The organism is Pseudomonas sp. XP2 (genome assembly GCF_053557975.1).
In genome coordinates this window covers 280414-292839 of sequence record NZ_JBNRIK010000003.1, presented here as the reverse complement: position 1 = coordinate 292839, position 12426 = coordinate 280414, and the positions used below count along the sequence as shown (strand labels likewise).

Below are 12426 nucleotides of genomic sequence, written 5' to 3'. Positions count from 1 at the left end.
GCCCCGCGGTGCATGGCACCGGCTTTGCCGGTGTTCGCGGGGCAAGCCCGCTCCCACAGCGCGCCTGCAAAATCAATGAGTCATGTTCTGCTCTATGAAAGGGCAGCCGCCATGTTCAGGGGCTATCGAGCAAGCGGCAGCGCCACGCCAATCACGGCAAACAGGCTGCCGCAGCAGCGGTTGAAACCTTTACCCCCCTTGGCCAGCCACGGCCGGAGGCGAAACGCCAGGCGCGCCAGCAGGTACTCGACCAGAAACTCGACGCTGGCAAAGGTCGCCGCCATCACCACGAACTGCAGCATCAGCCCGCGCTGCGGGTCGATGAACTGCGGCAGGAAGGCGCCATAGAACAGCAGCACCTTGGGGTTGGCCATGGCCGACAACAAGCCTTGGCGGAACAAACCTGCATTGCCAAGGCGTGCACTGCGGTCGGTCAACTCCATGTGCAAACCAGGGCTACGCCACAGCTGGATACCCAGCCAGACCAGGTAGGCGCCGCCCACCCATTTGAGCACGCTCAACACGGCGGCCGACGTCTGCAGCAAGGCGCTCAGGCCAAACATGGCCAAGGCGATCAGCGCGCTGAAACCGAACACGCCGCCAACAATGGTAAACAACGTGCGGCGGGCACCATACAGGGCGCCATGGGTCAGGGCCAGCAGGCTGTTCGGGCCGGGTGTCAGTGACAGGCCGATGCTGGCCAGCAGGTAGATGAGCCAGGTGTCGAGTGCCATGATGCTTGTAACCTTGGTGACTGGGAGGCTGGCAGTCTAAGGCGCACAGCCCCATCAGCAAGGGTATGATCTGGACATTGAATAGTCGTGTCTGGACGCAATGCCATGCTGCCTGATATCCGCCTGCTAATCCTGCCGTTACCGGATTTTGCCCTGCTGCCATTCGGTGGTTTTCTCGACAAATTGCGTTTCAGCGCCGACGACGAAGACTACAGCCAGCAGCGCTATTGCAGCTGGAGCGTGGCAGGGCTCACCCTCGACCCGGTGCCGTCGAGCAGCGGTGCGGTGGTGCAGGTCGAGGCGAGGGCCGACCAGCCCGATCTGGCCAGTTTCGACTATCTGGTGGTGTTCGGCGGGCGCAACGCCATGGCAACGGCTGCATTGGCGCCGCACTACCAAGCCTTGCTAAGGCAAGCCGGCAAAGCCGGGGTCAAGTTGGTGGGGGTCGACAATGGCGCCTTCCTGTTGGCTGCGTGCGGTTTGCTCAGGGGGCACAAGGTGGTCGTGCACTGGCGTCACGAAGCCGAGTTCCGTGCAGCGTTCCCACAGGTGCAGGTGCTGCGCGATCAACTGTATTGCATAGATGCAGGCCGTATCACCTGCGCTGGTGGCACGGCGGCCATTGACCTGGCAGTGGCACTGTTGTCACTGTCCTGTGGGCGAACCCGGGCGCTTAAAGGGCTGGCCGACATGCTGGTGGACGAAACCCGCGACAGCCGCCATGCCTTGCGCTCGCTGGAGCCGGGCGTGGGCCAGGGGCGCCAGGTACAGCGGGCACAAGCCCTGATGCGCCACCATTTGGGCAACCCACTGGCGGTGGAGCAACTGGCCGCTGAACTGGGTATCAGCCGGCGCCAGCTGGACCGGCAGTTCCAGGCCAGCCACGGCATGAGCGCCAAGGCCTGGTGGCTGGAAATGCGCCTGCAGCAGGCGCGCTGGCGCTTGCTCAACTCCAGCCACAGCCTGGCGCAGATTGCCGATGAGGTGGGGCTGGGCGATGCCAGTTACCTGGGTAAATGCGTCCGGCGGCGGTTTGGCTGCACGGCCGTGGCGTTGCGGGCAGCCAATCATCCAGGCTGAAACCCGGCGCAGCATTCACTGCGGTGTGCCGAACAAGCCGGTCCAGTAGATCCCGGCATCGCTTTTCGGGTCCACGGCATAGGCGGCACCCAGCTCACGGAATTCCGGGTTCATCAGCGTGGCGCAATGCCCCGGGCTCTCCAGCCAGCCATCAACCACCTTGTGCGCGGTGTCACGCCCGGCTGCGATATTTTCCCCGACTTGCTGGTAAAGGTAGCCTGCCAGCTCGGCCCGGTCACCGGGCGTGCGGCCATCCTTGTCGATGTGGTCGAAGAAGTTCTGGTTGGCCATGGCCCGCGTGTGGTTGGCAGCCACCCCGGCCAGCACTGTGCTCCAGCTCAACGCGGGGGCTGCGGCGAACGGCTGGCCGCCGCATTGGCGCGGTACCTTGCGCGCCGCGTTGATTTCTTGCAATACCTTCTGCCCCTCGGCCTGCCAGTCGCCCAGGCGGCCACTGAGCAGCGGCCGGGCCAGCACGATGCGCCAGTCGCGGCCCTCCTGGCTGACGCCGATATCGACGAACTGCGGGTCGAGCACCACTTGGCAGAAGCTTTCTTCGATGGCACGCATGGCCGCACGTGCATCGCGTGGCCCCGACAGGCTGATGGCCTGGACATTGACCATGGGGTAGGCGGCGCGGGTCATGGCCTGCTGCAGGTCGCGGGTGCCCTCTGGCGACAACGCCAGGCGGGTGTCGCTGTTGAGCGGGGGCAGCTCCAGCGACGCCTCACCACCGCAGGGCTGGGCCTTGCTGCGGTAGACATTGATCGACTCGATCAGTTGCGCCTCTTCGCCGGTGACAGCCAGTGCCCCGGTCGACATGACCAAGCCCAGCGACAAGGCGGCAACGGATGACAGGACGCGCATGTGGATCTCCCTATGACTGGCAGCGTCGTGGTATGCGCTGCTCATCCTACACAAGCCTGGGGCTTTTGGCCCTAGCGGGTGTAAAGCAATGACGGCGCCGGCAATCGCTGCTGGCGGCATAAGAGGGAGTAGACCAATGGTCGCCGGAAAAGTGCGATGAGTTGCTAATCATTCGTATCGAGCTAGCGCGTTCGGCTGTGTACGCATCACCGGGCCAACGCCTGGTTCGGCCTGTAGAACAGGAAGTGCGTGGTCTGCGCAGTCTTGCGGTAAGCCTTGGCCCAGTCGGGGTGCACCGTGCGGTCGTGAAAGTACAGCGCACCGCCGGTAGGGTCTTTCAATTGCTGGTTGAGCGCCTTGCGTGCAATTTCTTTGGCCACAGCGTAGCGTTGCGCTTCCTCGACCTGGTCAGGGCGCCCGTCGCACCACCAGGAAAACTGGCAGGCCTTGGTTTCCACGCCCTGCTTGACCACGCCGCAGATGGTATCGGGGAAGCCATCATGGCCCAGGCGATTGATCACAACACTGGCCACGGCTGACATGTCTTGCGCATCGGCGCCCTTGGCTTCCCAGTAGATGGTGCGTGCCAGGCAGGTGAGGCTGTCGTCCAGCGGCGCCTGGCCGGCCGGGTCGACTGCCTGGGCTTCGCTTGAGGTCAGTTTTTCCGTTTTTTTCGGAGGTGGTGCATCGTTGGCCACCTTTTCTTCCAGCACTTCGGCCTTGCCTTCGGCCACTGCGGCCTTTGCCGTGTCGGCCGCATGCAAGGGGCCTGCGATCAGGGCCAAGGTCAAGCCAATCACTATCCAGGTAGCGCGCATGACAGTGCTTCCGAAAGGGGGGCTGATTGCCAGTCTAGCCAAGCGTAAGCATTAATACCAAAGGCAGGGTGGCCGCGGCAGCTACGGTCTGCAGGGCAATGATGGTGGCCATAAGGGGGGCGTTGCCACCCATCTGCCTGGCCATTACATAGGAGGACGAGGCAGTGGGTAGGGCCTGGAACAGCACCGCCACCACCGCGGCCTGGCCACTCAGGCCCAGCACGCGGCACAGCCCCCAGGTGGTCAAGGGCATGACCAGGAATTTGAACGCCGACGCTGCCATCAGCGGGCGCACCTGCTGGCCCAGGCTGGCCCCACCCAGCGCTGCGCCCACACACAACAGCCCCATCGGTAGCGCCGCCTGGCCCAGCGCCTTGACGGTGGGTTCGATGCCTGGCGGCAAGCCCAGGCCCGTCACCCGCAGCAGCAGGCCGCCGGCACAGCCGACGATCAACGGGTTGGCGAAGATTGCCCGTAGCACCGTGGTCGGTGAACTGTGGCGGGCGCTGAAACGGGCGAACACCAGCACGCAGAGCAGGTTGACCAAGGGCACGATGGCGGCATTGGCCACCGCTGCAAGGGCGATGCCGGCGCTGCCGTAGAGGCCGGCGGCCAGGGTGGCACCGATGTAGTTGTTGAAGCGGATACCGCCCTGGAAGACCGAGGTAAAGTCAGCGCCATCGTGGTTGATCGCGCCTTGGTACAGCACCAGCAGCACGGCGCCGGCCAAGGTCGAGAGCATCAGCACACCGACCATGCCCATCACCGGTACGCCGTCGAGGTTGGCGGTGGCCAGGCCGTGCAGGAACAGCGAAGGTAGCAGTACGTAGTAGCTCAGGCGCTCAGCGCCGGGCCAGAAGCTTTCGGCCAGAAAGCCGCGCAGGCGCAGGAAGGTACCCAGGGTAATCAGCAGGATGATGGGTAGCAGGGTGGTCAGCAGCAATTGAAGCATGGTCGACGTTCCGTGGTCGGGTACGGGCACAGACTACGGGTGCGAAATGGTTTGTAAAACCGTTGTTTTCTGCACTGACTGTTGAGAATAAATGCATGTTTCGCAGGGGGGCGCTTTGCGCCCCAATCGCGACGCAAGGCCGCTCCCACAGGGTTGAGTGCAGCACGGACCCTGTGGGAGCGGCCTTGCGTCGCGATTGGGCTGCAAAGCAGCCCCTGCATTCTCAAGCTTCAAGCGCAGTCTTCAACACCGCACTCAAATGCCGCCGTTGGCTTTTCTCATGCTCCAGCAACACCACCCGCCGGGTCAGTTGCGGTTCGCCAAATGGCAGGCAGGTGGCCGGCGGCAGGCGTTTCAGGTCGTCGTCTGCCATGGGGATGATCGCCACGCCCAGGCCCATGACGGCCATGCTTGCCAGCGCTTCCTGGCTGTCCAGTTCCATCTGCTCGCTCACCTGCAAATGCTGACGACGGAGCTCCTGCTCGATCTGCCGCCCGGCCCAGGCACGCTTGTCGAAGCGCAGGAACGGTTGACTGGCGAGCAGCTCCGGTACGCTGTACCCGGCCAATTCGGGGCTGGCAATGGCCCAGAAGCGGTCCTCGAACAGTGGTGTGAAATCCAGGCTCTGTGGGTACGGGCTGACGGGCTCAGTGGTGATGGCCGCGTCCAGTTCACCGTCCTCCACCCGACGTGCCAGCTCCGCCGACATGCCCGAGGCCACGCTGATATGCAGCTGCGGGTAGTGGGCCTTGATCCACACCAGCGCCTTGGGCAGGCGCCGCGCCAGTACGGTGTGGATCGCGCCCAGGCGCAGGCGGCCGCGCAGGCTCGGGCCGCTGGCCAGGGCGTCGGCCAGTTCGTCGTAGGCAGCCAGAATGCTCTCGGCGCGGGCGACTGCCAGTTGGCCTGCTTCGGTCAGCACCACCTGCCTGCGGCTGCGGTCGAACAGGGGGACCTTTAACTCGTCTTCAAGGGTTTTGATGTGCAGGCTCACCGCCGAAGGGGTAAGGCTGAGCAAGTCGGCTGCGCGGGCAAAGGTGCCGTGGCGGGCGATGGTTACCAGGGTGCGCAGGGCTTTGAGAGACATGCGGAAGCGGTCCGGTTACAAGCTGACAGGGCAGTATTGTCAGGCCCGGCCCTGTCGCCGGCAAGCCAGGGCCGCGACAGGCAACCTTGTTCAGCGCGCAATACGCCCATACGCTTGGCTGATCCGGTCGATCACCATGGCCAAGGCGACGATCGCCAGGCCGGCCTCCACACCCTGGCCGACGTTCAGGGTCTGGATTCCCGCCAGCACATCCTCACCCAAACCGCGGGCACCGATCATCGATGCCACCACCACCATCGACAAGGCCATCATTACCGACTGGTTGAGCCCAGCCATGATGCTTGGCAGCGCCAGTGGCAGCGCAATGCGCCGTAACCGCTGCCAGCGGCTGGCCCCCAGGCCGTGTGCGGCCTGCAGCAGCGAAGGGTCGATCTGGCTCAGGCCCAGTTCGGTCAGCCGCACCAGTGGCGGCAGGGCGTAGATCAGCGTGGCGAACACGGCAGGGACCTTGCCCAGGCCGAACAGCATCAGCACCGGGATCAGGTAAACGAAGGCCGGCAGCGTCTGCATCACATCCAGCACGGGTAACAGTAGCCGCCTGGCCAGTGGCCGGGACGCGAGCAGTATGCCCAGCGGCACGCCCACCAGCACGCACAAACCGGTGCTCACCAGTACCAAGGCCAAGGTTTGCAGCAGCTTGTCCCACAGCCCGAGCATGCCAATCAGCGCCAGCAGCGCCACCAGTACCGCGCTGCGCAGCAGGCTGCGGCTGGCGTGCCAGGCAAGCAGGCCAACCAGCAGCAACAACAGCCACCAGGGCAGCAGGCGCAGCAGGTTCTCCAGGCCGACCAGCAGTTGCAGCAGCTGGTCTGAAACCGCGCGCAACTGATCGCCGTAATTGAGTACCAGCCAGTCGACCAGCCTGTTTACGCTTTCAGCGAAAGAAAACTGCAGCGCTTGGGGAAAGCCGGTGCTCACAGGCTGCCCTCGACCTTGTCGGCGACGTCTGCGGGCAGCCAGGCTTTCCACACATCGCGATTGTCACGCAGGAAGGCGAGTGCGGCCTCGCGCGGTGGCGTGCGCTTTTCACTCATGACGGCCAGCGCCTTGTTGAGCCGATCGATCGGCAGGTCGACCTGCTCGAACACCGTCACCAGGTCCGGGTAGCCATCACGGAAGGCCTTGGATACGCCGATGGACAGTTTCGCCGGCAGTGAGCGGCTGCCCTTTGGGTTAGGGTTGCCGGCATCTGTCAGGGTGGCCCAGGCCTGGGCATCGAACGGTGGTTCTTGCAAGCGGATGAGTTTGTATCGCCCCATCAGCGGGGTCGGGTTCCAGTAGTAGAACAGCACCGGCTGGCCACGGCGGATGGCGGAGGCGATTTCGGCGTCCATCGCCGCACCGGAGCCACTGCGAAAGTTCGTGTACAGCTCATCCAGGCCATACGCCTTGAGTTTCTGGCTGTTGACCGTTTCCGATGTCCAGCCGCTGGGGCTGTTCAAAAAACGGCCCTTGTCGGGTGACTCGGGGTCACGAAATACCTGTGGGTAGCGCTTGAGGTCATCGACGCTGCGCAGTTCGGGCGCCAAAGGCTTCAGCTTGCGAACAGCGTCGCCCTCGATCACGTACGCGGGTACCCACCAGCCTTCTTCTGCATTTTTGACCGTATTGCCCAGTGCGAAAACCTGGCCTTCCTGTTCCGCCTTGACCCACGCAGGGCTGCGCCCGGCCCACTCTTCGGCGATCACCTGGAGGTCGTTGCGGGCCAAGGCCACTTCCATGCTGACGGTGCTGCCGGGCAGGGTGTCGGTGGCGTAGCCATAGCCGCGCTCCGCAATCAGCCGCAGAATTTCGGTGGTGAGGGCGCCGCTTTCCCAGCTTATGGCACCAAAGTGGATGGGGGAGGGTTGCTCTGCCGATACAGCACTGTCGGTGCTGGCCAGGCCTACGGCCAGCAACAAGCCGGCCAGCAGCGTTGAAAACTTGTTCATCCAGACCTCGTCGTTTACCGCGCCTTGGGGGTGGGGGCAAGTGTAGACGACGAGGTGTTGGCGCAGGGCAGGGCTGCTTGGGGCGGCCCCGTTTACCTCAAACGCGGAACTGGTCCATCAGCGCCTGCTGCTGGTTGGCGAGGCTGTTCAAGGACTGGCTGACACGCGCCGACTCGTTGGCCTGCCCCGACAGCGATTCGGTGACATCGCGGATCGTTGCCACGTTGCTGTTGATCTCTTCGGCCACCGCGCTTTGCTCCTCGGCGGCCGAGGCTATTTGCAGGTTCATGTCGGTAATGACCGTCACCGCCTGGCCGATACGCTGCAACGCAGTCACGGCCTGGCCAACCTGTTCGACCCCGCCCTGGGCCTGACGGTGGCTGTTGTCCATGGCACCGACCACTTCGCGGGTGCCGTCCTGCAAGGCCTCGATCACCTGGCGGGTTTCTTCTACCGACTCCTGGGTGCGTCGGGCCAGGTTGCGTACTTCATCGGCAACCACGGCAAAGCCACGGCCGGCTTCACCCGCGCGGGCGGCCTCGATGGCGGCGTTCAGCGCCAGCAGGTTGGTCTGTTCGGCAATCGAGCGGATCACTTCCAGCACCGAACCGATCTTCTCGCTGTTCTGCGCCAGGCCTTCGACTTCGGCCATGGCGTTGCTCATGTCGGCGGCCAGGGCATCGATGCGTTGGGTGGTGCGGTCGATGACTGCCAGGCCTTCGCGGGTGGCCTGGTCGGCATCGCGGGCGGCCTGGGCGGCCTGGGAAGCACTGCGTGCCACGTCCTGAGCGGTAGCGCTCATTTCGTGCGAGGCCGTGGCCACCTGGTCAACCTGGCGGTATTGCTGCTCCATGCCGGCGCTGGTTTGCGTGGCAATTGCCGAAGACTGGTCGGCGGTGCCACGGGCAGCCTGCACCGAGCGTTTGACCTCGGCGATGGTTGGCTGCAGCTTGTCGAGGAACCGGTTGAACCAGCCGGCCAGTTCGCCCAGTTCGTCCTGCTTCTGATAAGTCAGGCGGCGGGTCAGGTCGCCTTCGCCGCTGGCAATGTCCTTGAGCATTGCGGCTACGCCGAGGATCGGCCGGGTAACGCCGCGGGCCATCAACCACACCATCAGCAGGCCGGCAATGGCTGCCGCCAGCCCCAGGCCCAGCTCCAGCAGGGTACCGCTGGTGTTGAGCGCGTCCAGTTCCTGCTTCAGTTTTTCGGCAGGCCCGGTCAGTGCGTTTTCCGGCACATCCAGCAGCACGCCCCAGGGTTGCGCGTCGGGGATCGGCCGGAACGCGGCCATCACCTTCAGGCGCTGCTGGTCGTGCAGGATGGTCATCTTGCCATCGGCCAGCTTGCGTACCAGCTCGGCGCCCTTGGCCTTGTCTACCTGGTCGAAGCGCTGGGCCAGCTTGCTGGCATCGGCGCTATAGCCTGCCAGCAGGCCGACCGGGCTGAGGATACCGACCGTGATGCGGCCCTCGTACAGGCTGCGGCTGGCCTCCTGGCTCAGGGCCTGCAGGCTGTTGAGGTTGATGTCGATGGACAGCGTGGCAAGGGTCTTGCCGTTGACCACCAGCGGGAAGACGATGCTGGTCATCAGCACTTGCTGGCCATTGATGTCATAGAAGTAGGGCTCTACCACGCACACCTTGCCAGTGGTACGCGGGCAGACCCACCAGGTGTTGGCGGGCTGGCCGCTGGGGCCGATCTCGGTGTTGGCCATGTCCTGTTCAGGCAGCGCCATGGCGGTCAGCTGGCCGGGGCGCGGCTGCGACCAGTACAGGGCAAAGCGCCCGGTTTCGTTGCTGCCAAGCTCCGCCTTGCCGGCGAACAGGCTGTCTTTGTTGTCCAGAGCGTTGGGCTCGAACACCAGCGACAGGCCGAGCAGGTCGGGGTTGGCCTGCAGGGCGGTGCGCACTTGGCGTGTCATGTCTTCGCGCAGGTCAAAGGCGTCAAGGTAGCGCTTTTCTGCCTGTTCGCGCAGGAACAGCACTTGGCGGGCGAACCCAGCGCCGTACTGGTAGGCGTCCATGAACTGACGACGGATGTTCAGCGCCTGCACCTCACCCTGTGACTCGATGCGCGATTGCGCCGCTTCGGTCAGCATCTGCATGCTGCTGGCCTTGACCAGGTCCGAGCTGTGGTCCATGCGATATAACGACAGGCCGACGAGCAAGGTGACGATGCCGGCCAGGCAGAGGCCGGCGAGCAGGGTGATCTTCCACTGGATGGAAAGTTGGCGCAAAGGCATGGGGCGGATCCCTTTTCCGGGCTCTAAGGGTTTTGGCTTTGAAGCTGGGTCAGGCACCCCCAGCGCAACACGTTATCGGCCCCTAGCGTTTTTTCTTTATTCAAACATTCAATTTAAATCCTGCCCCGCTGCGTAATGTGCCGCAACATGGCGCTTTTGACATCTGCAGCCTACTGCTTCAGAGTGCGCGCTTTTTTCTGTCGTAATGAGGTAAGCCAACCATGAATGCAGTGATCGCCGCGGTCGGCATCATGCTGATACTCAGCCTGTCCCGCGTGCACGTGGTCATCGCCCTGATCATCGGTGCCCTGGTCGGTGGGCTGGTGGGCGGCCTGGGCATCGAGGGCACGTTAAAGGCGTTCAACGGTGGCTTGGGCGGTGGTGCCACGGTTGCCTTGTCCTACGCTCTGCTGGGCGCTTTTGCCGTGGCCATTGCCAAGTCGGGCCTGGCCCATGCCTTGGCTGACCGTGCACTGGCCATGATCGATCGCCAGGGGCACACCAATGGCGGCAAGGTCAAATGGCTGATGATCGGCCTGATGCTGGTGGTGGCGGTGTCGTCGCAGAACATCCTGCCCATCCACATTGCGTTCATTCCGCTGCTGGTGCCGCCGTTGTTGTATGTACTGACCCGCCTGCGCATCGACCGCCGGCTGATCGCCTGCGTGATCACCTTCGGCCTGATTACCCCGTACATGTTCTTGCCAGTGGGCTTCGGCAACATATTCCTCAATGAAATCCTGCTGGCCAACGTCGCGCGCGCCGGTGTCGACGTGAGCGGTGTCAACGTCACCCACGCCATGGCCATCCCCGCTGCTGGCATGCTGGTCGGCCTGCTCCTGGCGGTGTTTATCAGCTACCGCAAGAAGCGTGACTACGACCTGGCGCGCATTGAGCAGGTGGAGCAGGTGAGCGTGCAGTACAACCCGCTGACACTGCTGGTGGCCGGGCTGGCAATCGCCGCCGCGTTCATCGTCCAGTTGCTGCTGGACTCGATGATCATCGGCGCCATGGTCGGTTTTCTGATTTTCTCGCTGTCAGGCATCGTCAAATGGAAGGACACTGACGGCCTGTTTACCGAAGGCATGAAGATGATGGCCATGATCGGCTTCATCATGATTGCCGCCTCGGGTTTTGCTGACGTCATGAAGGCCACCGGTGAGGTGCAGAGCCTGGTGGAAACCTCCGCCCGGTGGATCGACCACAGCAAGGGCATCGGTGCCCTGATGATGTTGCTGGTCGGGCTGCTGGTGACCATGGGCATCGGCTCGTCGTTCTCCACGGTGCCGATCCTGGCCGCGATCTTTGTGCCGCTGTGCGTGCAACTGGGGTTCGACCCGCTGGCCACCGTGTGCATCGTCGGTACTGCTGGCGCTTTGGGGGACGCAGGCTCGCCGGCCTCTGACTCGACTTTGGGGCCGACCTCGGGCCTGAACGTAGATGGTCAGCACCACCATATCTGGGACACCGTGGTACCGACCTTCATCCACTACAACCTGCCATTGCTGGCGTTTGGGTGGTTGGCAGCGATGACGCTGTAAGGGGAGGGTGTCAGCCCTTGTTGGGCGGCGGTGAGATGCGGTTGAGCACGGTGCTGCCGTCCTTGCTGCGGGTCAGGTAAATCGGCAGCACCTTGGGCAGGTTGTTGACCAGGCGGGCGACCTCGCGGGTGTTGTAGATACCGCTGATGCGGATGCGGCCGGTGCTGGCATCGGCCAGCTGCAGCGGCGCGTCGAGGTAGCGGTTGATCACTGGCAGCGCTTGCTCCAGGCTCAGGTTGTCGAGCACCAGCTTGCCACTGCGCCAGGCAAGGCTGTTGCTGTAGTCATTGCTCTGCTCCAGCTGCGGCTCGAAATCGCCCTTGTGGTAGCTGGCCTGCATCCCCGGGCCCAGGCGGTAGCCACCGGCGTTGCCGTCGCTGGATACCAGTACCGAGCCTTCCACCAGGGTGACCTTGACCTGGTCCTGGTACTTCCACACGTTGAACTGGGTGCCAGTGACGCGGGTCTGGCCATTGCCGGCATGCACGATGAACGGGTGGTTGCTGTCGTGCTGCACCTTGAAGAACGCCTCGCCGCGCTTGAGCGTGACCTGGCGCTGGTCCTTGTAGTTGAGGTAGGTAAGCTCGGTGTGGAGGTTGAGCTGTACCGTGCTGCCGTCGCTCAACTCGATGGTCTGCATGCGGTCGCCGGCTTCGAAGTGCTGGTAGTGGTTGGGCAGCCAGCCTTGTTCCCAGCCCACCCAGCCGGCCAGCGGCAGCACGGCCAGGGCGATGGCGGCAGCAGATGCAAGCGGACGCCAATTGCGCGGGCGTGCGGGTAGACGGGTGGCCGGGTTGAAGTCGACGACGGTGGCGTTGCGTGGCAACAGGTCGGCGGTTTGCCAGATTTCCAGCATTGCCTGGTATTCCTCGGCATGCCGCGGGTCCGCCGCCAGCCAGCGGGCAAACGCCTCGCGCTCGCCCGCCGTGCAGTCTTCAGCGTGCAGGCGCATGCACCAGTGCGCGGCGGCGTCGGTGATGGCATCGTCAGGGCTGGTGTTGAGGCGGTCGTGGTTCATTGCGGCTCCGGATTTTGCATATTCTACCCTTGCTAGAGGGCTCCCGAGAACCAACGTAATGGCGAATGACTATCAGTTGTGACGGTTTTTCATCGGATTTGCAACGGTTTTTCAGCGTTTGAGAACCCTTCGCGT

General features: G+C 63.8%; 10 protein-coding genes and 2 pseudogenes. 2 read left to right on the top strand and 10 right to left on the bottom strand.

The window, feature by feature from the left end; genetic code table 11:
- Positions 1-122 precede the first annotated feature (122 nt).
- The gene (locus ACK1VC_RS05955) at positions 123-734 is read right to left on the bottom strand and encodes a LysE family translocator (RefSeq protein WP_191086673.1); all 612 of its coding nucleotides are present in this window, start codon (positions 732-734) and stop codon (positions 123-125) included.
- A 105-nt stretch (positions 735-839) separates the two neighbouring features.
- Between ACK1VC_RS05955 and ACK1VC_RS05950 the strand changes: the two genes are divergently transcribed.
- Positions 840-1814, top strand: coding sequence for a GlxA family transcriptional regulator (locus ACK1VC_RS05950; protein WP_449117874.1), 975 nt, complete (start codon positions 840-842; stop codon positions 1812-1814).
- A 15-nt stretch (positions 1815-1829) separates the two neighbouring features.
- Here ACK1VC_RS05950 and ACK1VC_RS05945 read toward each other — a convergent pair whose 3' ends face one another.
- The 8 genes and pseudogenes from ACK1VC_RS05945 to ACK1VC_RS05910 all read right to left on the bottom strand — a co-directional run.
- Positions 1830-2681 (bottom strand): CAP domain-containing protein, encoded by an 852-nt coding sequence (locus ACK1VC_RS05945; RefSeq protein ID WP_060518254.1) that lies wholly within the window; start codon positions 2679-2681, stop codon positions 1830-1832.
- 206 nt (positions 2682-2887) lie between these two features.
- A complete protein-coding gene (locus ACK1VC_RS05940) occupies positions 2888-3499 on the bottom strand; it encodes a cell wall hydrolase (protein ID WP_016487427.1) in 612 nt (203 codons plus the stop codon).
- Positions 3500-3533: 34 nt separating this feature from the next.
- Entirely contained in the window at positions 3534-4451 is a 918-nt protein-coding gene (locus ACK1VC_RS05935; RefSeq protein ID WP_095115161.1) for an AEC family transporter, read from the bottom strand.
- A gap of 223 nt (positions 4452-4674) precedes the next feature.
- Positions 4675-5538 carry a LysR family transcriptional regulator gene (locus ACK1VC_RS05930; RefSeq protein ID WP_016487425.1) on the bottom strand — a complete coding sequence of 288 codons (864 nt, stop codon included), beginning with the start codon at positions 5536-5538 and terminating at the stop codon, positions 4675-4677.
- Between the two features lie 90 nt (positions 5539-5628).
- Positions 5629-6477 (bottom strand): ABC transporter permease, encoded by an 849-nt coding sequence (locus ACK1VC_RS05925; protein WP_016487424.1) that lies wholly within the window; start codon positions 6475-6477, stop codon positions 5629-5631.
- Complete coding sequence (locus ACK1VC_RS05920; RefSeq protein ID WP_016487423.1) at positions 6474-7490, bottom strand: ABC transporter substrate-binding protein; 1017 nt, start codon at positions 7488-7490, stop codon at positions 6474-6476. Before ACK1VC_RS05920 ends, ACK1VC_RS05925 begins: the two co-directional genes overlap by 4 nt.
- 97 nt (positions 7491-7587) lie before the next feature.
- Positions 7588-8100 (bottom strand): annotated as a pseudogene (locus ACK1VC_RS05915) (methyl-accepting chemotaxis protein); the annotation flags it as partial.
- Positions 8101-8445: 345 nt separating this feature from the next.
- Positions 8446-9411: pseudogene (locus ACK1VC_RS05910) on the bottom strand (PDC sensor domain-containing protein); the annotation flags it as partial.
- A gap of 542 nt (positions 9412-9953) precedes the next feature.
- Here ACK1VC_RS05910 and ACK1VC_RS05905 point away from each other — a divergent pair.
- Entirely contained in the window at positions 9954-11273 is a 1320-nt protein-coding gene (locus ACK1VC_RS05905) for a Na+/H+ antiporter family protein (RefSeq protein ID WP_016487421.1), read from the top strand.
- A 10-nt stretch (positions 11274-11283) separates the two neighbouring features.
- On the opposite strand, the gene ACK1VC_RS05900 is transcribed toward ACK1VC_RS05905, so the two are convergent.
- Entirely contained in the window at positions 11284-12291 is a 1008-nt protein-coding gene (locus ACK1VC_RS05900; RefSeq protein WP_016487420.1) for a FecR family protein, read from the bottom strand.
- Positions 12292-12426 lie beyond the last annotated feature (135 nt).